Origin of the sequence: Nocardiopsis sp. B62, assembly GCF_018070675.1 — a bacterium.
Taxonomy (GTDB): Bacteria; Actinomycetota; Actinomycetes; order Streptosporangiales; family Streptosporangiaceae; genus Nocardiopsis; species Nocardiopsis prasina.
Genome location: NZ_JAGPXK010000004.1, coordinates 234,632 through 254,971, shown reverse-complemented (window position 1 = coordinate 254,971; position 20,340 = coordinate 234,632). Strand labels below are relative to the sequence as shown.

Annotated in this window: 18 protein-coding genes; 16 read left to right on the top strand and 2 right to left on the bottom strand. The window is 70.4% G+C overall.

From position 1 onward, the window contains the following. Window positions 1-446 precede the first annotated feature (446 nt). Window positions 447-1,598 (bottom strand): S1 family peptidase, encoded by a 1,152-nt coding sequence (locus KBX21_RS06870; RefSeq protein WP_049566429.1) that lies wholly within the window; start codon window positions 1,596-1,598, stop codon window positions 447-449. A 686-nt stretch (window positions 1,599-2,284) separates the two neighbouring features. Between KBX21_RS06870 and KBX21_RS06865 the strand changes: the two genes are divergently transcribed. From KBX21_RS06865 to KBX21_RS06840, 6 genes are all read left to right on the top strand, one after another. Next, a complete protein-coding gene (locus KBX21_RS06865) occupies window positions 2,285-2,485 on the top strand; it encodes a ubiquitin-like protein Pup (RefSeq protein WP_017544817.1) in 201 nt (66 codons plus the stop codon). 173 nt (window positions 2,486-2,658) lie between these two features. Then, window positions 2,659-3,510: a proteasome subunit beta gene (prcB, locus tag KBX21_RS06860; protein WP_049566432.1), complete on the top strand. Its 852-nt coding sequence runs from the start codon at window positions 2,659-2,661 to the stop codon at window positions 3,508-3,510. A gap of 55 nt (window positions 3,511-3,565) precedes the next feature. Then, window positions 3,566-4,291, top strand: a complete 726-nt coding sequence (gene prcA, locus KBX21_RS06855) for a proteasome subunit alpha (RefSeq protein ID WP_049566434.1) — start codon at window positions 3,566-3,568, stop codon at window positions 4,289-4,291. A 108-nt stretch (window positions 4,292-4,399) separates the two neighbouring features. Continuing rightward, window positions 4,400-5,758 (top strand): Pup--protein ligase, encoded by a 1,359-nt coding sequence (pafA, locus tag KBX21_RS06850; RefSeq protein WP_049566437.1) that lies wholly within the window; start codon window positions 4,400-4,402, stop codon window positions 5,756-5,758. Window positions 5,759-5,972: 214 nt separating this feature from the next. Next, a complete protein-coding gene (locus tag KBX21_RS06845; protein WP_210841351.1) occupies window positions 5,973-7,076 on the top strand; it encodes an FKBP-type peptidyl-prolyl cis-trans isomerase in 1,104 nt (367 codons plus the stop codon). Between the two features lie 212 nt (window positions 7,077-7,288). Then, on the top strand, window positions 7,289-8,362 hold the full coding sequence (locus tag KBX21_RS06840) for a methionyl-tRNA formyltransferase (protein WP_049566443.1): 1,074 nt from the start codon (window positions 7,289-7,291) through the stop codon (window positions 8,360-8,362). Here KBX21_RS06840 and KBX21_RS06835 read toward each other — a convergent pair. Continuing rightward, window positions 8,349-9,443, bottom strand: coding sequence for a DUF3866 family protein (locus KBX21_RS06835; RefSeq protein ID WP_210841350.1), 1,095 nt, complete (start codon window positions 9,441-9,443; stop codon window positions 8,349-8,351). The two genes, KBX21_RS06840 and KBX21_RS06835, sit on opposite strands and share 14 nt — an antisense overlap. A 108-nt stretch (window positions 9,444-9,551) precedes the next feature. Here KBX21_RS06835 and KBX21_RS06830 point away from each other — a divergent pair, with 108 nt between their 5' ends. The 10 genes from KBX21_RS06830 (at window position 9,552) to KBX21_RS06785 (ending at window position 20,005) form a co-directional block, all read left to right on the top strand. Beyond that, window positions 9,552-11,603 (top strand): YafY family protein, encoded by a 2,052-nt coding sequence (locus KBX21_RS06830; RefSeq protein ID WP_210841349.1) that lies wholly within the window; start codon window positions 9,552-9,554, stop codon window positions 11,601-11,603. Window positions 11,604-11,663: 60 nt separating this feature from the next. Then, on the top strand, window positions 11,664-11,849 hold the full coding sequence (locus KBX21_RS06825; RefSeq protein WP_082206250.1) for a hypothetical protein: 186 nt from the start codon (window positions 11,664-11,666) through the stop codon (window positions 11,847-11,849). 66 nt (window positions 11,850-11,915) lie between these two features. Next, window positions 11,916-12,260: a Sec-independent protein translocase subunit TatA gene (tatA, locus tag KBX21_RS06820; RefSeq protein ID WP_049566451.1), complete on the top strand. Its 345-nt coding sequence runs from the start codon at window positions 11,916-11,918 to the stop codon at window positions 12,258-12,260. A gap of 149 nt (window positions 12,261-12,409) precedes the next feature. Beyond that, the gene (tatC, locus tag KBX21_RS06815) at window positions 12,410-13,261 is read left to right on the top strand and encodes a twin-arginine translocase subunit TatC (protein WP_210841435.1); all 852 of its coding nucleotides are present in this window, start codon (window positions 12,410-12,412) and stop codon (window positions 13,259-13,261) included. 148 nt (window positions 13,262-13,409) lie between these two features. Continuing rightward, complete coding sequence (locus KBX21_RS06810; protein ID WP_026129308.1) at window positions 13,410-13,835, top strand: DUF397 domain-containing protein; 426 nt, start codon at window positions 13,410-13,412, stop codon at window positions 13,833-13,835. Window positions 13,836-13,930: 95 nt separating this feature from the next. Beyond that, a complete protein-coding gene (locus KBX21_RS06805) occupies window positions 13,931-14,827 on the top strand; it encodes a diacylglycerol kinase family protein (RefSeq protein WP_049566459.1) in 897 nt (298 codons plus the stop codon). Between the two features lie 12 nt (window positions 14,828-14,839). Next, window positions 14,840-17,683: an RNA helicase gene (locus tag KBX21_RS06800; protein ID WP_210841348.1), complete on the top strand. Its 2,844-nt coding sequence runs from the start codon at window positions 14,840-14,842 to the stop codon at window positions 17,681-17,683. A 114-nt stretch (window positions 17,684-17,797) separates the two neighbouring features. Next, the gene (gene panD / locus KBX21_RS06795) at window positions 17,798-18,202 is read left to right on the top strand and encodes an aspartate 1-decarboxylase (protein WP_210841347.1); all 405 of its coding nucleotides are present in this window, start codon (window positions 17,798-17,800) and stop codon (window positions 18,200-18,202) included. A gap of 163 nt (window positions 18,203-18,365) precedes the next feature. Next, window positions 18,366-18,605, top strand: coding sequence for a hypothetical protein (locus KBX21_RS06790; protein ID WP_156208005.1), 240 nt, complete (start codon window positions 18,366-18,368; stop codon window positions 18,603-18,605). 179 nt (window positions 18,606-18,784) lie between these two features. Beyond that, on the top strand, window positions 18,785-20,005 hold the full coding sequence (locus KBX21_RS06785; protein ID WP_247665374.1) for an MFS transporter: 1,221 nt from the start codon (window positions 18,785-18,787) through the stop codon (window positions 20,003-20,005). Window positions 20,006-20,340: the final 335 nt, after the last annotated feature.

Genomic DNA, 20,340 nt, shown 5'->3' with positions numbered 1-20,340 from the left:
CGTTTTGGTGAGGGAAAGACCGTCAGAACGGTGAAGCATTCAGAACGCGGTGGGGTCAACCGATGATCGGTCACGAGGTCGTCGCAGAACGTGGCGACGCGAGTGGCCACCTCGCGGTTGTCGGAGTCGATGCGCTACCGACCGAATCCGGCCGCGCGTCGCAAGGGGGGCATTCTGGCCACATGCGGACAGCGGTACCGGGTGCCAACCGTGTCCACTCGGACACACAGGCGTAACAGCAGTGGTCACGGCTTCGCTCGCGGCCTCCCGATCGTGCGCACAGCGCCCCCTTGTTCGACAGGCGGCGGTCTCGTGCGCCTCAGGCGGGCGACCGGGCGTGACCACGCGCAAGAGGGTGTAGAGGTCCGTGAACGGCAAACGCCCCCGCCCGCCGAACGGCGGACGAGGGCGCGGTCGCGCGGGAACCACTCGGTTCCCGAACGGGCCTAGCTGGTGACGAGGCTGAGGTTCCAGGTGCTCAGCGCCGGGCCGACCTCCTGGTAGTACGTGGTACCACCGGAGGAGCAGTTGCCGGAGCCGCCCGAGGTCATGCCCTGGGCCTGGTCGTCGGCGATGAACGAACCGCCGGAGTCGCCGGGCTCGGCGCACACGTCGGTACGGGTCATGTCGGTGACGGTGCCCTCCGGGTAGCTCACCGACTGCCCGCGGGCCTCGATGGACCCGCAGTGCCAGCCCGTGGTGGAGCCGGAACGGCAGACGGCCGCGCCGACCGGAGCCTGGCTGGAGCCGCCGACGGACTGGGTGCCACCCGAGCTGTACATGTTGACCAGGTTGGTGACGGTCCAGTTGGACGTCGAACTGACGAAGGCCGCGTCGTTGCCCGGGAAGATGGACTCCTCGAACACACCGGAGCCGCTGCCGTCCTCGCTGTCGGCGGAGGTGCCGACCGTGCCGCAGTGGCCGGCCGTCACGAATCCGTCGTTGCCGGAACTGTCGGTGACCGCGAATCCGACCGAGCAGCGCCCGCCGCCCATGTAGTAGGCGTCACCGCCGACGATGTCGGCGTACAGCTGCGGCGCCTCGTCGGTCTGCTCCACCTGGACGGCGGAGGAGTCCACGCCCGCGGCCTCGACGAAGCTCTGGGCCTCGGAGGTGTCGGTGGCCTCGATGACGACGGTGTCGCCGGCGAGGTCCGGGTACCAGCCGACGACACCCGGCTGGGCGCCGGCTGCGTCGAGCTCGTCCATGATCTCCGCCAGGCCCTCGGTGCCGTACGAGACCAGTTCGGTCCCGGCGCCGGTGGCCTCGACGTCCGACACGGCTCCGGCGTCCGTGAGCAGGACGGTCAGTTCCAGGGTGTCGGTGTCGAACACGGAGCCCGCGTAGGCGTCACCGGCGGCCTTGGCCGCCGCCGTGTCGATCCCGAGAGCGTCATTCTGGGCTTCGAGCAGGTCTTCGGCCTCGAACGGGGTGAGGCCGAAGTCCCTCTCAAGCGCTTCCTGCATGGTGGCCGCCTCGCCCTGGGGCGCGGGCTCGGTGGGTGCGGTGACGGCGGAGGCGCCGGGCGCGACCGAGAGCGCGAGCCCGAAGGCCAGTGCTCCCGTGCCGATCGCGGAGATGACGGGGGAGGGTCGCATTGATCCCTACTCTCCTTGGGGAATTGACGGGGGTCGGGGCTCGGCCACACCTGAGGGCGAGACCGGTCCCCGGGGTGAGTCCTTCCGGCGAGCCGGAGAACTCATTCGTCTACCGAGACGCTCGGTAAACGAATCCAAACCATAAGTGAACATCTTGGGCAGCGAAAGCCCATGAAATGGATAATTCACTCAGCTGACAAGAGGATCATCCGATCATTGGACTCAATAGGGGCATCACTCTGCGTCGCGTGGTGTCTGACCTCCTGTTTTGATGACTGGCTGTACGTGGATCACAAACCCGCCAGTAGAACAAGGGGAGTTGAGTGGCCGGATGCGGACACTGGAACCGGGTGCCATCCGTGATGGCGGCGCTACGTAGACGTACACAGCATGGTCAGGGCATCGCGGAGGGTGAAGATCATGTTCGACAAGTGAACATGTGTGCGCATGTCGTCATTGAGGTGGGAGCGAGGGTGCGACGTAGTGTCACGGGCGCGGTCCGGGCCGCGCTGGTGCCTCCCGACGAGGACACGCCCGGAGCGGAGTCGATCCTCGTGCCCGCGCCGCGCGCGCCCCGGCCGGACGATTCGAGGTAACTAGCGAGTATCGGGCCTGTGGAAGACGGTTGAGGAGGGGACCGTTGGGCCAAGATAAGGGCGAGGGCCCCGAACGGGAGGTAACGACAGATGGCGAATGACAACGGCGGCCAGAAGCACTCCTCGCGGCGTGACGAGGAGGTCGAGGAGACCGAGGCAGCGCCCGAGGCGCAGGAGCGCGACGAACAGCTGGACGAGGACGTCGACGACATCCTGGACGAGATCGACGACGTGCTGGAGAGCAACGCCGAGGACTTCGTGCGCCAGTTCGTACAGAAGGGCGGTCAGTGACCAACCGGTTCGCTGACAGCGCACCCGGCCGTCACCGGCCCCGGGGCGCACGGGACTAGGGTCGATCCCATCGGCCGGTACCACCCCCGGCCACCACGGGAACGACAGACAGACGGACGACAGGCGCCCCACCCGCCCCCGTGACGGGGTGGGGCGCGAGCGGAGGGAGTCGCGTGTTCGAAGGCTTCGAGGGCGGACGGATGTCGGCCGCTTTCATGAGTGCGGGGACCTCGTCCTTCACCGAGTTTCTCCGGGAGGTCAAGCCCGAGCTGCTGCCCGCCCACCACACCGGATCGGCCGGCGCCCCCGGCACGGCCGAGCACCTCACCCCGGACGCGACGACCATCGTCGCGCTCACCTTCCCCGGCGGTGTCCTGCTCGCCGGCGACCGGCGCGCCACCCAGGGCAACGTCATCGCCAACCGGGACATGGACAAGCTGTTCCGGACGGACGAGTTCTCCGCGGTGGCCATCGCCGGTTCGGCGGGGATCGGCATCGAGCTCGCCAAGCTCTACCAGGTGGAGCTCGAACACTACGAGAAGCTTGAGGGGCGCTCCCTCTCGCTCGAGGGCAAGGCGAACAAGCTGGCGCAGATGGTGCGCGGCAACCTCGGCATGGCCATGCAGGGCTTCGTCGTGGTCCCCCTCCTGGTCGGGTTCGACGAGAACACCGAACAGGGGCGGGTGTTCAGCTACGACGCCGTGGGCGGCCGCTACGAGGAACAGCGCTACTACTCGGTCGGATCCGGGTCGGTCTACGCCAAGGGCTCCATCAAGAAGCTCTACCGGGACGACCTGGACCAGACCACGGCGATCAGGGTCGCGCTCGAGGCGCTCTACGACGCCGCGGACGACGACTCCGCCACCGGCGGCCCCGACCTGCACCGCAGGATCTTCCCCCTCGTCGACGTCATCACCGAGGACGGGCACCGGAGGATCGGCGCGGACGAGGTCGCCCGCCTGGCGACGGAGGTCGTCGAAGGACGAGCCGCCGACCCCGACGGTCCGAAGGCCCGCCTGAGCTGAGGCCACCCGGGCCTCCACCCCAGACCTCTCCCGACAAGGTAAGGAACGATCCGCGGTGTCGATGCCGTTCTACGTCGCCCCCGAGCAGCAGATGAAGGACAAGGCGGACTACGCGCGCAAGGGCATCGCGCGCGGCCGCAGCGCCGTCGTCCTTCAGTACGAGGGCGGAATCCTGCTGGTGGCGGACAACATGTCCCGCACACTGCACAAGATCAGCGAGCTCTACGACCGCATCGGCTTCGCCGCGGTCGGGCGTTACCCCGAGTTCGAGAACCTGCGCCTGATGGGCGTGCGCTTCGCCGACGTACGCGGGTACCAGTTCGACCGCCGTGACGTCAGCGGCCGTCAGCTCGCCAACATCTACGCCCAGACCCTGGGCACCGTCTTCAGTGAGAGCCTCAAGCCCTGGGAGGTCGAGATCGTGGTCGCCGAGGTCGGTGACACGGCGGCCGAGGACGAGATCTACCGCATCACCTTCGACGGCTCCATCGTGGACGAACAGGGCTTCGTCGCGGTGGGCGGCTCCTCCGAGCACGTGTCCAGCCAGCTCAAGGACCGGTTCGCCGCGAACGCTCCGCTCAGTGCGGCGCTGAACGCGGCCACCCACGCCCTCGCGCACGAGAACGGCGAGGAGCGCGAACTGGAGGCGGCCAACCTGGAGGTCGCCGTCCTGGAACGCTCCAGGGAGCACCGCAAGTTCCGCCGCATCCACGGTGACCGCCTGACCGCCCTCATCGAGCAGGGCAAACGGGGCACCACCGGGGACGAGGCCGACGAGTGATCTGACAGCACAACGGTGCGGCGCCACCCGGGCGCCGCACCGGCCGGGCTGGTGTGGGCGACGCGGCCCCGTCGTCCACGCCACGGTGACGGAAGTTGGTGAGGCCGCGTGGAACGACGGATCTTCGGGCTGGAGAACGAGTACGGGGTCACGTGCACCTTCCGGGGGCAGCGCCGCCTGTCACCGGACGAGGTCGCCCGGTACCTCTTCCGGAGGGTGGTCTCCTGGGGGCGCAGCAGCAACGTGTTCCTGCGCAACGGCGCCCGCCTGTACCTGGACGTGGGCAGCCACCCCGAGTACGCCACCCCCGAGTGCGACAGCCTCGTGGACCTGGTGGCCCACGACAAGGCCGGTGAGCGCATCCTGGAGGGGCTGCAGGTCGACGCCGAGCAGCGCCTCCACGAGGAGGGCATCGCCGGGGACATCTACCTGTTCAAGAACAACACCGACTCGGCGGGCAACTCCTACGGCTGCCACGAGAACTACCTCGTCGGCCGTCACGGGGAGTTCGGCCGCCTGGCCGACGTGCTCATCCCCTTCCTGGTCACCCGGCAGATCATCTGCGGTGCGGGCAAGGTGCTCCAGACGCCCAGAGGGGCACTGTTCTGCGTCAGCCAGCGCGCCGAGCACATCTGGGAGGGCGTCTCCTCCGCGACCACCCGCTCACGCCCCATCATCAACACCCGCGACGAACCCCACGCGGACGCCGAGCGGTTCCGCCGCCTGCACGTGATCGTGGGCGACTCCAACATGAGCGAGACCACCACCCTGCTCAAGCTCGGCTCCACCGACCTCGTTCTGCGGATGATCGAGGCCGGGGTGGTCATGCGCGACTACACCCTGGAGAACCCGATCCGGGCGATCCGCGAGATCAGCCACGACATGACCGGCCGCCGCAAGGTACGCCTGGCCAACGGCCGCGAGGCCAGCGCCCTGGAGATCCAGCGCGAGTACCTGGAGAAGGTGCAGGGCTACGTCGACCGGCACGGCACCGACGCCGTCGGCAAGCGCGTCCTGGACCTGTGGCAGCGCACCCTGGAGGCGGTGGAGACCCAGAACCTGGAGACGGTCCAGCGCGAGATCGACTGGGTGGCCAAGTACATGCTGCTGGAGCGCTACCGGGAGAAGCACGACCTCACCCTCTCCTCTCCGCGAGTGGCCCAGCTCGACCTCACCTACCACGACATCCACCGCGAGCGCGGCCTGTTCTACCTGATGCAGAAGCGCGGTCAGATGGACCGTGTGGTGGGGGACCTGAAGATCTTCGAGTCCAAGTCGGTGCCCCCGCAGACCACGCGTGCCCGGCTGCGCGGGGAGTTCATCCGCCGGGCACAGGAGCAGCGGCGCGACTTCACCGTGGACTGGGTGCACCTCAAGCTCAACGACCAGGCGCAGCGCACCGTGCTGTGCAAGGACCCCTTCAAGTCGGTGGACGAACGGGTGGAGAAGCTGATCGCCGGGATGTGAGTCCGGCCGGTACCCAAGGCCCCGGAGGTCGGCCGGAGACGGCCACCCCCGGGGCCTTCGGCTTCCCTCCCACCTGCACGTTCGCTTTCGGTGGCCGCCAGTGCCGGTTTCCCGTGGGCCGAAATCCGGAACGGGTTGCTCCCAGGGGCTGGCCACACTCCGACTGTTCGGTAGTGTGACCCTGTCCTGAGCCGGAAATCAGAGGTTGTGACCCATGCACCGACGTGCTGCCGCCCTCGCGGTGCCACTGACCGCCATCGCCTTGGCGGTCTCCAGCTGCTCATCGCTCCCGGAGGACTGGCGTACCCCCGCCTTCCTCCGCATGAACGACGACACGCTCGACTCCCGGTTGCCCCAGGTCACCGGTGACGTCGGCGAGGAGCCCGAGATCGCCTTCCCCGACATCGAGCCTCCGGACGAGGAGATCTCCGGTGTCGTGAGCAAGGGTGCGGGTGAGGACGCCCTGGTCGGGGCGGACGACCTGGTCATCGCCAACGTCGTCCAGTACCAGTGGACCGCTCCGGGAGAGGGCGAGCCGGTTGAGGGCCAGTCCAGCTACGAGAACGGCGCCCCGGACCTGATCCGCATGGACCAGATGCCGGAGTACATCACCGAGACCCTGGTCAGCCAGCCCATCGGCAGCCGCGCGGTCTACGTCTTCCCGGCGCTGACCGAGGAGGAGAAGGCCCAGGCCGAGTCCATGGGGCAGCCCGCCCCCGAGGGCGCGAGCGTCCTGGTGATCGACATGGTCGACCGGTACAGCAAGGGTGCGGTCGTCCCGGGCGAGCAGACCAACGACGGCGGCGGCGACCTGCCCACGGTGACGCAGGAAGGGCACAGCCAGCCCCGGATCGAGGTCCCTGACGCCGAGGCTCCCGACGAACTCGAGGTCACCCCCCTCATCGAGGGTGAGGGCGCCGAGGTCGAGGAGGGCCAGCAGGTCATCGTCCAGTACACGGGCGTGCGCTGGGAGGCCGACGACAACGGCGAGAACGAGGTCTTCGACTCCTCGTGGAACCAGGGCGGCGTCCCCTTCGACACCACCATCGGCGCAGGTGCGGTCATCGAGGGCTGGGACGAGGGCATCGTCGGCCAGAAGGTCGGCAGCCGCGTGATGCTGGTCGTCCCCGGTGACCTGGCCTACGGGGAGTCCGAGGAGGAGGCCATGGGCGCCCCTGCGGGGACCCTGGTGTTCGTGGTCGACGTGCTGGGCGCCTACGACAACCCGCCGCCGCCCGAGCAGGAGCAGACCGAGGAGACCGCGGAGGACGCCGGGGGCGACGAGGTCGCCGAAGACCCGGAGGAGTCCGAGGAGTAGTCACCTCCCCACAGACGAGACGCACCGCCGCCCCCGCGCCCCGAGCCGCGGGAGCGGCGGTGCGTTCGTGTCCGGGGCCGTCCGGTCCCCAGCCTCGGCAGGCCGGTCCGGGCGGCGGAGGAGACACGCAGAGCGGGGCCGGGCTGCGGGGGAGCGGCGGCGGGCATGCGTAGAGTCGGTTGCCCACGGTGCGTATGGGGCGAGGGGGAACCATGCCAGACCAGCGGCGGTACTGCTACGTGTCGGGTCTGCGCCTGGGGGTTCCGGCCCTGGAGGAGCTCTGCGCGCAGGGGCGTCCACCGAGCCTGGTGGTGTCCTACCCGGCGGAGCTGGCGCACCGCTGCGGATACACGGACTTCGAGGAGCTCACCCGTCGCCACGGCCTGCCGCACCTGCGGGCGGCCGACATCAACACCGACGAGGTGCGCGACGCCCTCCGCGCCCACCGGATCGACCTCATGGTGGTCGCTGGCTGGTCGCAGTTGGTGCACGACGAGGTCCTGGCCTCGCTGCCGCTGGGCGGGGTGGGCCTGCACCCCTCCCCGCTCCCGGTCGGCCAGGGCCGCGCGCCCATCCCGTGGACCATCCTGCGTGACATGCGCTCCAGCGCTGTCAGCCTCTTCCACCTGACACGCGAGGCCTTCTCAGGCGACATAGTCGACCGAATCTGGTTCGATGTGGCCGAGGACGTCACCGCCACCGGCCTCTACGAGCGGACCGGGCAACTCCAGTCCGAACTCCTCGTGCGCAACCTGGACGCCCTCCTGACGGGACGCGCCCCCCGGCGCCCCCAGGCGGGCCACGGCTCGGTGTGGCCCCGGCGCCGCCCCAGCGACGGGCACCTCGACCTCTCGGCGGCCGGGCGGGACGTGGACCGGATGGTGCGCGCCCTGGCCGATCCCTACCCCGGAGCCTTCGCGATGTTCGGCGGAGCGCGCATCACCCTGTGCGGAGGCCGACTCTCCGAGGAGGCCGTGGGCGGGGACCCGGGGCAGATCGTCTCCGCCGGTCCGGGCCGTGAGTGGGGTGTGACCTGCGGGGACGGAAGCGTGTTCGTGCCCGAATCACTCCGGGTGGACGAGGGCGTGCGCGCCGAACCGACCTCCCTGGCCATGTTCCGGCCCGGGCGGTACTTCGACGTACCCTCCGAACACATGATGGCCGCGACCCGCCGCACCCCGCTCCCCGGCTCGGAACTGCCCTTCCTGGGAGCCCAGTACCGCGGGGACCACGACTCCGACCACCGGGTCGGTCAGGACGAACCGCGCGGCCTCAACCACCGATGAGCGTCGCGGCGTGGCGCCCGGCGGCGGCCGCGCTGAGGAAGGCCGCCCGGTCCTCGTCCAGCCCGCGCCCCATCGTGGACACCTTCACGGGAAGCGCGCGCACCTCGTCCTCCAAACCGCTCACGGACACCTCCACGAGTGTGTGGCGCTCGCCCAGGTTCCAGGCCTGGTCGCGGACACGCTCGCCGAAGAAGCCCGGCAGCCGGGGCACCACCACGTCGGCCGGGGCCAGGGCCACCCGCCCGTAGGCGGTCAGGCTGTGGTGGGACACCCCCCGGTGCCGCTCGCGGGGGTCGGCCTCGCTGACCCTCAGGCTGGCCACGGGACGACCACCGAGGACGGCGGCGGCGTTGACCGCCTCGCCGCAGGACACACCCGAGAACCCCCACGGGGTGCCGGTGCCCAGGTTGCCCGGGCCCTGGCAGACCACCGCGACCTCCGCGTCCAGCACGTGCCGGGCCGCGAGCAGTCCCGAGTGCACCGTGACCGCCTCCAGGTCACCGCCGAAGGCCTGACCGGTGGTCACACACCCGCTGAGCAGGCCGTCCTCCCTCAGCGCGCCCACGATCCGAGAGAAGGCGGCGGGCAGTGCGCCGCCGTCGAGCATCACGTTGACCACCCGCGTCCCGGGGCGCTCGACGCGCACCCCGGCCAGGACGGCGGGCAGAGCGGAGTGGAGGTCGGCCACGACAACGGGCATCCCGTCGATCCCCTCGGCCGCGCGCAGCGCCTCGTGGTGGGGAGAACCCTGCTCGTCCGCGCCCAGAACGGTGGCCTGGAGAGGCGTGTAGCGGGCCTTCACCAGGTGTCCGGGGCCCTCGCGGTCGTCAGGCAGGCGGTCGGGGACCGCCACCACCAGGGCGTAGCCGCCCGTACCCAGGCCCAGGTCGAGCGCCCCGGTGTTGAGCAGGACCAGATCCCCCACCTCGGGGGCGCCCACGAGGTCGGTGTAGGCCAGGGCCGTGCAGGTCGCGGTCTCTTCGGCTCCGTTCCCTCTGACCGGTACCGAGACCGCGCACACGCGGACCCCGGGCCAGGAGGGCAGGACCTGTAGGACTTCACCGCGGCGCCACCGGATCATGCTGGGCACGGTACCGTCGGACCTGAACCGAAGGTGGGAGGACGCGCCCTCGCGGCCCCGCCCGGTCCACCACAGCGTGCAACACAGCGGGCAAGGGGAGTGCGGACGATGTCGCGCAGGAAGACCGAACGGCAACTGAACCTGGTCATCTGCCTCCTGTCCACGCGGCGCCACCTGACCGCCCAGGAGATCAGGGCGACGGTTCAGGGGTACGCCGAGGCCGACACCGAGTCGGCGTTCAAGCGCATGTTCGAGCGGGACAAACGGGAGCTGCGCGACAGCGGTATCCCCATCCAGGTCGGCACCGGGGACGCCTTCAGCGGCGAGGAGGGTTACCGGATCTCCCCCTCCGACTACGAGCTGCCCGAGATCGAGCTCCTGCCGGACGAAGCGGTCGTGCTGGGTCTGGCCGCCCGCGCCTGGCGCCACGCCTCCCTGGGCGAGGCCGCCGCCAACGCCCTGTTCAAGCTCCGCTCGGCCGGGGTTCCGGTGGACACCGAGGCCGCTCCGGGGCTGACCCCCGCGATGCGCACCGACGAACCGGCCTTCGGTCCCGTGTGGCAGGCCATCCGGGACCGCCGTCCCATCTCCTTCGACTACCGCAAGCCCGGCGACAACGGGGCCCAGCGGCGCGAGGTCGAGCCGTGGGGCATCGTCAACCTGCGCGGCCACTGGTACGTGGTCGGCCACGACCGGCTCCGCGACGCCCGCCGGGTGTTCCGTCTCGGTCGGATGCGGGGCGGGGTCACCGTGGTCCGCACCGGCCCGGACGTCGTCGTTCCCGAGGGGGTGGACCTGCGCTCGGTGGTCTCCCAGCAGAGCGCGGTTCCCGAGCGCACCGCCACGCTGCGGGTGCGTACCGAGGCCGCCCACGACCTGCGCCGTCTCGCGCTGCGCGTGGTTCCGGGAGAACGGGACAGCACGGGCGACGGCTGGGACACCCTCACCCTGCCCTTCACCAGCACCACGGGGCTGGTGCGCAAGGTGGCCTCTCACGGCTCGCGCGCGATGGTGGTGGAACCCGAGCCGGTCCGCGCGGCGATGGCCGACCACCTGGCCGGGGTGGTCGAGGGCACCATCGCGGCGGAGGAGGCCGACACCGCCGAGGGGACGGACGGCACCGACGCGCCGGCGCGCGGTCCACGCTCCGCCGACCAGCTGCGCCGACTCCTCATGCTGGTGCCCTACGCGCTCGGTCGCGACGTGCGCGTGCCGGAGGTGGCCCGGCACTTCGGACTCAGCGAGAAGCAGGTGGTCTCCGACCTGAGCCTGCTGTGGATGTGCGGTCTGCCCGGGTACACCCCCGGCGACCTGATCGACGTCGACCTCGACGCCGCCCGCGAGACCGGCGAGATCATCATCGCCAACGCCGACACCCTGGCCCAGCCGCTGCGCCTGACCGCCGACGAGGCGGCCAGCCTGGTCGTGGGCCTGTCCCTGCTGGAGGCACTGCCCGAGGCGCAGGGGATCGAGGGCGGCGCGCTCAAGCGGGTGGGGGAGAAACTGCGTACGGCCGCGGGTTCTGCCGTGAGCGACCTGGCCGACGCCGTGCAGGTGCGGGTCGAGGTCGACGACCAGGTGGCCATGACCCAGCGGCGCTGCGCCGACGCCCTCAGCGGCGGCCAGCGCCTGCACCTGCGGTACCTGTCGGGGTACCTGGACCAGGTGACCGAGCGTGACGTCGATCCCATGGGCCTGGTGGTCCAGGACGGCCAGACCTTCCTGGAGGGCTACTGCCACCTGCGCGGGGACGTACGGCTGTTCCGCCTGGACCGGGTCCTGGAACTGACCGTGCTGCCCTTCGCGGCCCAGGTGCCCGAGGGGGTGGTCCGCCGCGACCTGTCCGCCGGGGTGCTCCAGCGCTCCGAGCGCGACGCCCTGGTGACGCTGGCACTGGAGCCCTCCGCGCGCTGGGTGACCGAGGACTACGTGTGCGAGTCGGTGACCGAGATGCCCGACGGGGAGGCCCGGGCCACCCTGCGCACCCCGGCGCCCGCGTGGGTGGCCCGACTGGCGTTGTCCCTGGGACGGGAGGGGCGCGTGGTGTCACCGGCAGCCCTCGCCAAGGACGTCCGTGCCGAGGCGGAGCGGGCTCTGGAGCACTACCGTGCTGTTCGAAACCGAACCGAATTGGTCGAGACCACTTCGTCTCCGGAGTGACGCGTACCCGTTCACCGGGGGGTGGGGTACAGGTCATGACGGAAGGGATATGGTGAACTCGTGATCGCCTTCGCTGTCCTCTGCGGCGTGTTCTGCGCAGGAGTGCTCGTCGTCGGCGCCCTCGGACTGAGGGTGCGCCGCGCGGCCTCCGCGCTGTCCGAAGGGGTGACACGGGCGGCGGGCGGGTACCACGCGAGCAGCGCTGACCTGCGTGAGCGCGTGCGCCATGGCGGTGCTGGGACATGACGGCCCCGCGGACGAACGCGCGTACCATCAGAGGCGCTTGGTCGCGCCCCACAGAGAGGTAGAACCATGGGACCGTTCAACGGACCTACCATCGCCATCCTGGTGATCCTGGCCATCCTGCTGTTCGGAGCCAAGAAGCTTCCGGACCTGGCCCGCTCCCTGGGGCGCAGTGCTCGCATCCTCAAGGCCGAGAGCAAGGGCCTGGTCGACGAGGAGAACAAGGAGTCCGAGGGCCAGCAGGGCGAGCAGGCACAGCAGAACCAGCAGCAGCCGCAGCAGCAGGCCCAGCAGAACCCGGCTCCGCAGCAGAACCAGCAGCAGCCGCAGCAGCAGGGTTACCCGCAGCTGCCCCCCGGTCAGCGCATCGTCAACGAGTCCGGTGAGCCGACCAACCAGACCTACAACAACTAGACCGTTTCGGTGGACCGGCGTGGTACCGGCGGGTGCCGCGCCGGTCGGCTGTCGCCAGCGGGGAGCGCCCGCCCCCGCGGCGGGCCCAAGGAGAAGAGAGTGACCGAAAGATGAGGTCCCGAAGCCGGTCGGCGAACCCGGATGCCCGGATGCCGCTCATGGACCACATGCGCGAGCTGCGCAACAGGCTGGCTAAGGCGCTGCTCATCCTGTGCCTGGGAGCTGTGGTCGGCTTCGTCTTCTACGACCAGATCTGGGACTTCCTCACCAGGCCCTACTGCTCGCTTCCCGCCTCCCAGGTGGTCGACGGCGGCGGCTGCTCCCTGATCGTCACCGGACCCTTCGACGCCTTCTTTGTCGCCTTCAAGGTCTGGATCTTCGTCGGTGCCCTGGTCACGGCCCCGCTCTGGCTCTACCAGCTGTGGGCCTTCGTGGCCCCGGCCCTGCACGGCAGCGAGAAGAAGTACGCCTACATCTTCGCCCCGCTGGCCGGGATCCTCTTCGTCTCCGGCGCGGCCCTCGCGTACTCGATCACCGCGCTCGCGCTCCAGATGCTCTTCGGGTTCCTGCCCGACGACGCCGACCCCTACCTCACGATCGGCGAGTACCTCAGCTACATGCTCATCATGATGAGCATGTTCGGCCTGGGCTTCGTCATGCCGCTGCTGGTGGTCCTGCTCAACATCGTCGGCATCGTCACCCACGAGGCCATCGCCAAGTGGCGCCGGGTCATCATCTTCTGCGCCTTCCTGGTCGCCGCGATCATCACCCCGGCCGAGCCGATCTCCATGCTCGCCCTGGCCGTCCCCCTCGTGATCCTCTTCGAGATCGCCGAGGTGTTCTGCTACTTCAACGACCGTCGCAAGAAGCGCCGCGACCCCACCAGCGAGCTGGACGACGACGAGATCTCCGAGCTGGACGACCAGCTCTCGGAGCTGGACCACTCTCCCACCCCGCTCGAGGAGACCGACTCCGACGGCGGTTCCGGCAAGCGTTCCTGAGCAGCTCGGTGACGCGCTAGGGTTCGGCCGGGGGCCTTCGGCCGCCTTCCGGGCCGGGCGCGGCCGCCGCCCGTCCGACACCGACCCGTCTCCCGCTGGGACACCAAGGAGCCTTCCCCCGAACGGGCTCCCGGACTAGGAAGTGCTGATGAGCGAGCAGACTGAGGCCAAGAGGGACCTGCCGCCCGAGGCCATGGGCAACGAGAAGTGGCACGACACCACGCACGCCGTGTGGTTGCGTTCCTCCCTGTCCAAGGAGGAGTCCGAGGCGGTCGTGGAGGTCGCCGAGTTCGACGACGGCTTCCGCGCGGTGCGGGACGGCAAGTCCCCGGAGAAGGGCACCCTGTTCTTCACGCCCGCCGAGTGGGAGGCGTTCGTCCTGGGCGCCCGTGACGGTGAGTTCGACATCCCCGAGGAGTACCTCACCGAGGAGGAGATCGCGATCCAGCGCGGCGAGACCGAGGTCGAGGCGACCTGGGTTCCCTCCCCACTGAACACGCCGGAGGCGATGGAGGAGTACCATCGCCGCCAACGTGAGGAATCCGAGCGGAAGTCCACGACCGAGGACGACTGACCGGAGCACCCACACCCGGGCGCGCGGGTGTACGGGCTCCTCACCTGACCCCGTACACCCTTCGTTCCCAAATGTGGGTAGCTAAGGACCGGCATATGTCCCCTCATATCGCCCTTCTGGTCAACCCGGCCTCAGGCCGTCGTCGCGCCGCCGTCATCGCGGTGAGGCTGAAGGAGGCCCTGCGCGCCCAGGGCGCGCGCGTTCACGTCTACACGGGCCGTTCGGCCGCGGACAGCCGCAGGCTGGCCAGGTTGGCCGCCGCTGACCGCCCCGACGCACTGGTCGCGGTGGGCGGTGACGGCCTGGTACACCAGGTTCTTCAGGGAGTCGTCGGCAGCGGCGTACCCCTCGCGGTCATCCCGGCGGGCAGCGGCAACGACGTGGCCCGCGTCTTCGGAGTCCCCAAGGGTTCTCCCGACGAGGTCGCCGAGGCGATCCTGGCCGGACGCACCCGTGCCAGCGACGTCGTCCGCCTGACCACCGCGGACGGCCGACAGCGGTACTACATGAGCGTTCTGGCCTGCGGTTTCGACGCCCGGGTCAACGAACGGGTGAACAACTTCCGGTTCGGGATGGGCCGGTTCGGCTACCTCATCGGGCTCGTCGCCGAACTCCGTTCGTTCAGGCCCATCGACTTCGAGATCGACGTCGACGACGAGCGGATCGCCGAACCCGGCATGCTCGTCGCCGTCGGCAACACCAGTGCCTACGGCGGCGGCATGCACGTGTGCGCCGAGGCCGTCCCCGACGACGGGCTGCTCGACGTGGTCTTCGTGAAGCACGGGTCGCTCGGGCGTTTCCTGCGCCTGTTCCCCCGGGTCTTCGCCGGCAGTCACCTGGGACTGGAGGAGGTGGTCTTCAAGCGGGGGCGCACCGTCACCATCCGGGGTGAGGCGGGGACCGCCTACGCCGACGGGGAACCGACCGGCGCCCCGACACTCGTGTGCGAGGTGGTGCCGAAGTCGGTCGAGATGCTGGACCTGACCTCATAGGCTGGGAATCCTATGAGTAGTCACTCCGAGCGTTACGCCGCCTTCCGCAGGCGCCAGAGCGCCTCCAGCTCCGCGATCGAGGCCTTCCAGGGGCTGTACGGGTTCGAGTTCGACCCCTTCCAGATCAGGGCCTGCAAGGCCCTGGAGAGCGGACACGGGGTGCTGGTCGCCGCGCCGACCGGCTCCGGCAAGACCGTGGTCGGCGAGTTCGCCGTGCACCAGGCCCTCAACGAGGGCACCAAGTGCTTCTACACCACGCCGATCAAGGCCCTGTCCAACCAGAAGTACAACGACCTGGTCCGGCGCTACGGCGCCGACCAGGTCGGTCTGCTCACCGGTGACAACAGCGTCAACGGCGAGGCGCCCGTGGTCGTGATGACCACCGAGGTGCTGCGCAACATGCTGTACGAGGGTTCGTCCACCCTGGGCGGGCTGGCCTATGTGGTCATGGACGAGGTGCACTACCTCGCCGACCGCTTCCGGGGCGCGGTCTGGGAGGAGGTGATCATCCACCTCCCCGAGTCGGTGCGGATGGTCGCGCTGTCCGCGACCGTCAGCAACGCCGAGGAGTTCGGCGAGTGGCTCCAGCAGGTGCGCGGCGACACCACGGTGATCGTCGACGAGAAGCGCCCCGTCCCGCTGTGGCAGCACGTGATGGTGGGCAGGCGCATCCACGACCTGTTCGTCGACGAGCAGCCGGAGGAGAGCGGCCCGGACGAGGAGGAGGAGGGTGGTGGCCGGAGCAGGCGCAGGCGCGAACGCCGCCGGGCCCAGCACCAGCGTCCGCAGGAGATCCAGGTGGGCGGGCGCAAGCTGCTCATCAACCCGTACCTGAGCCGCACAGCCGAGGACGACGCCCGCACCACCCAGCTGGCCAACCGGCGCAGGCACCCGCAGACCCGCGCCCGGGGCAACGTGCGTCCGCGCACCCGCTTCGCCCCGCCGTCACGGCCGATGATCATCGAGGAGCTGGACGCGGAGGGCCTGCTCCCGGCGATCACCTTCATCTTCAGCCGGGCCGGGTGCGACGACGCCGTGCGCCAGTGCGTGGCCTCCGGGCTGGTGCTCACCACCCCGGACGAGGCCGCCCACATCCGCGAGTACGCGGAGTCGCGGTGCGCGGACATCCCGCGCGCGGACCTGACCGTGCTCGGCTTCGACTCCTGGCTGCGCGCCCTGGAGGCGGGCATCTCCGCGCACCACGCGGGGATGCTGCCCACCTTCAAGGAGATCGTGGAGCACCTGTTCTCGCGCGGGCTGATCCGGGCGGTCTTCGCCACCGAGACCCTGGCACTGGGCATCAACATGCCCGCGCGCACGGTCGTGATCGAGAAGCTCGACAAGTGGAACGGCGAGACCCACGCCTCGCTCACGCCCGGCGAGTACACCCAGCTCACCGGCCGTGCCGGTCGACGCGGTATCGACGTCGAGGGGCACGCGGTCGTCGTGTGGCAGGCGGGGACCGACCCCGAGTCGGTGGCCAGCCTCGCGGGCACCCGCACCTACCCGCTCAACTCCAGCTTCCAGCCCTCCTACAACATGGCGGTGAACCTGGTCGGCCAGGTCGGCCGCCAGCGCAGCCGGAACATGCTGGAGGCCTCCTTCGCCCAGTTCCAGGCCGACCGCGCCGTGGTGGGCCTGGTCAAGCAGCTGCGCAAGCACGAGGAGGCCCTGGAGGGCTACGCCAAGGCGGCAGAGTGCCACCTCGGCGACTTCATGGAGTACGCGGCCCTGCGGAGGGCCCTGAGCGACCGCGAGTCCATGCTGGCCAGGAACCGTTCTGCCCAGCGCCGCGACGAGGCCCTGGAGAGCCTGGAGCGGCTGCGCCCGGGCGACATCATCCGCATCCCGGCCGGGCGCTACTCCGGGCACGCCGTCGTCCTGGACCCGGGGCTGCGCCACGATCTTCCCGCGCCCCTGGTGCTCACCGTCGACAAGCAGGTCAAGCGGGTCAACTCCAGCGACTTCCCGGTTCCGGTGCACCCCTCGGGGCGCATGCGCATCCCCAAGTCGTTCTCCGCGCGCTCACCGCGTTCGCGCCAGGACCTGGCAGCCACCCTGCGAAGCAAGCTCAAGGAGCGGGGCACCGACCCGTCCTTCGAGCGGGGCGGGCGCCGTGGTGCTCAGGAGGATCCGGAGATCCAGCGGCTGCGCGCCGACCTCAAGGACCACCCGTGCCACGGCTGTTCCGACCGCGAGGACCACGCCCGCTGGGCGGAGCGCTACTTCCGCCTCCAGAAGGAGACCGACGCGCTGCGCCGCCGCGTGGAGGGGCGTTCGCACGTCATCTCCCGCACCTTCGACCGGGTGTGCGGTGTGCTGGAGGACCTGGAGTACCTCTCCGGCGACGACGTCTCCGAGGACGGCGGCAAGCTCGCCAAGATCTACTCCGAGCTCGACCTGCTGGTCGCCGAGTGCCTGCGCCGGGGCGTGTGGGACGAACTGAACCCGGTGGAACTGGCGTCCTGCGCGGCCGCACTGGTCTACGAGTCGCGGCGGGGCGACGACGCCTACCCGAGGCTGCCCGAGGGGAAGGTCGAGGAGGCCCTGACCGAGATGACGCGGCTGTGGGGCCAGCTCAACGAGGTCGAGTCCCGCCACCGGGTGTCGTTCCTGCGCCAGCCCGACCTCGGCTTCGTGTGGACCGCGCACCGCTGGGCGCGCGGCGACCGGCTCGACGCGATCCTGCGCCAGTCCGACATGACCGCAGGCGACTTCGTGCGCACCGCGAAGATGCTCGTGGACATGCTCAGCCAGATCGCGGGGGCCGCCGCCGACCCGCATGTGCGCGGCAACGCCCGCAGGGCCGCCGACCTGGTCCGGCGCGGAGTGGTGGCCTACTCCTCGTTCAACTAGGCGTGGGGCGCCCCGGTGGTCGAACCGGGTCATACGGGGCGCCATCATGGGATACGCACGGGACCCCTCCGGGGGCCTGTAGTCCGCGACACATCCTGAAACGAGGCTTCGTCCATGCTGCGCACCCTCATGAACGGCAAGATCCACCGCGCGACGGTCACCCAGGCCGACCTGCACTACGTGGGTTCGGTCACCATCGACGCCGACCTGATGGACGCCGCCGACATCGTCGACGGCGAGCAGGTCCACATCGTCGACATCGACAACGGCGCCCGCCTGGTCACCTACGCCCTGGTCGGTGAGCGGGGGAGTGGCGTCATCGGGATCAACGGCGCCGCCGCGCGCCTGGTGAGCCCCGGCGACCTGGTCATCATCATCGGCTACGCCCAGGTGGACGAGCGGGAGCGGGCCGACCACGTCCAGCACGTCGTGCACGTGGACGGTGAGAACCGGATCGTCGCGCTGGGCAACGACCCGGCCGAGCCCGTCCCCGGCAGCGACACCGTGGCCGGACGCTGACCGACACGCACCACACGACGCCCGTGTGAGCTCACGGGCGTCGTTTGTGCGTGAGGGCGCGGACCGGGCCACCGACTCAGCGGCCAAACGCGCGGAAAGACCCTCAGAATGGCCGGTTCCGGCCTGGTCAGACATGCGGGTCCCGGGTATGTCCAGGGGCGCCATGGACGAACGGGACGAGGAGCGGCGCCGGGTCGCCGAACACATCGAGTGGCAGAAGCAGGGTGCTTGGGTCGTCCTCTGGGGCCCTTACACCCGGCGTTTCTGGGCGTTCGCCTGCTGGCCGGTCATCCCCGCGGGCGGGGTGGTGGTGCACGCCGACGACCCCGACCTGCTCTACGCGGAGATGCGCTACGTCGAGCGCGAGCACGACTTCCTGCGGTGGCGCTACGGGCGGGGCTGATCCACCGCTGGTCGAACGTGACCGCAGACCTGGCCCGAACCGGAGCCGAGGGCTACGATTCATCCGTTGGCCGGATGAATCGGAGAACCCACCTCGTGTCCACACAAACCAGCCGGAACGGGGAGCCCCTCACCGAGTCGGCGCGGTCCCGCCTGCAACGACGCACCGTCCTGGTGCTCATGCTCGCCCAGGTCGTCGGCAGCATCGGGATGGGCGCCATGCTGGCCGTGGGCGCGCTGATCGCCCTCGACCTGAGCGGTTCGGACTCGTGGTCGGGGATGGCCACCACCATGATCACCCTGGGCGCGGCCGCGTTCGCCCTGCCCCTGGCGTCGCTGGCCGCCCGGAGCGGTCGCCGCCCCGGCCTGGCCCTGGGCTGGTTTTTCGGAGCGCTCGGCGGGACCGTGGTCATCGCCGCCACGATCCTGGACCTCTTCGCCCTCTTCCTGCTCGGCATGCTCCTGATCGGCGCCGGGACCGCGACCAACCTCCAGGCCCGGCACGCCGCCGCTGACCTGGCCACGGAACGCACCCGGGGTCGCGACCTGTCCGTGGTGGTGTGGGCGACCACCGTGGGTTCGGTGGTGGGACCCAACCTCATCGGCCCGACCGGAGGCCTGGCCGTCCTTCTGGGCCTTCCGGACCTTTTGGGGCCGGTCCTGCTCACCACGGCCGGGTTCCTCGGCGGGGCCGTGCTCATCCTGGTCCTGTTGCGCCCCGACCCGCTGCTCACCGCGACCGCGGAGGCGGCCAGGGCCGACGCCGACCAGGGGAGGGCGCCCAGGGACGGGGTCGGGCTGGCCGACGCGCTGCGGGCCATCGGCCGCACCCCCTCGGCGCTCCTCGCGGTGGTGGGGGTCGTGGCCAGCCACACCGTGATGGTTTCGGTGATGACCATGACACCGGTGCACCTGACGCACCACGGCGCCGAACTCACGGTGATCGGACTGACCATCTCCCTGCACATCGCCGGGATGTACGGCCTCTCCCCGCTGGTCGGCTGGCTCGCGGACCGCTTCGGCCGCACGCCGACGCTCCTGGCCGGGCAGGTGATCCTGCTGGTGGCCGCAGCCGTCGCCGGAACGGCCGGGCACAGTGAGGCCCTGGTGACCACCGGACTGGTCCTGCTCGGGGTGGGCTGGTCCTTCGGGCTGGTCTCGGCCAGCGCGTTGTTGGCCGAGTCACTGCCCGCCGAGGTCCGCCCCCGTGCGCAGGGGTTCAGCGACCTGGCGATGAACCTGGGGGCCGCCTCGGCCGCCGCCGTGTCCGGCGTGGTCCTGGCGGCGGTGGGGTTCGGAGGGCTGAACCTGTTCGCCGCCCTGTTCACCGTCCCGGTGTTCGTGCTCGCCCTCCGGGCGCGGGGCAAACACTTCCGGACCTTTACCGGAAACGCCCGGTGAGCTCCGCTCCCGCCCTCGTTCGCACGGTTACGGTGCGGTTCTGAAGTGCCCGCCGGTTCGTTCGGCGGGACGGACCGTGCCGCTGGACGAAGGGGTGTTCTGGGTGAGTGATCGGGAGCCCGAGGAGGGTGCCGGTGAGCGGCCGGACCAGGATCCGGTCAACCACCACCCGCCGGAGGAGTGGCGCCCGGGGGACCCCGGCGATCCGATCGAGGGCGGCCCGCAGCCGCCCGGGGAACCCCGTCACGGCCCTGCTCCCGGCGGAGCCCACCGGCAGGGCACCCCGTGGTGGGGACAGCCGTCCTACGAGCCCCCTCCCGGGGGGCCCTATCCGG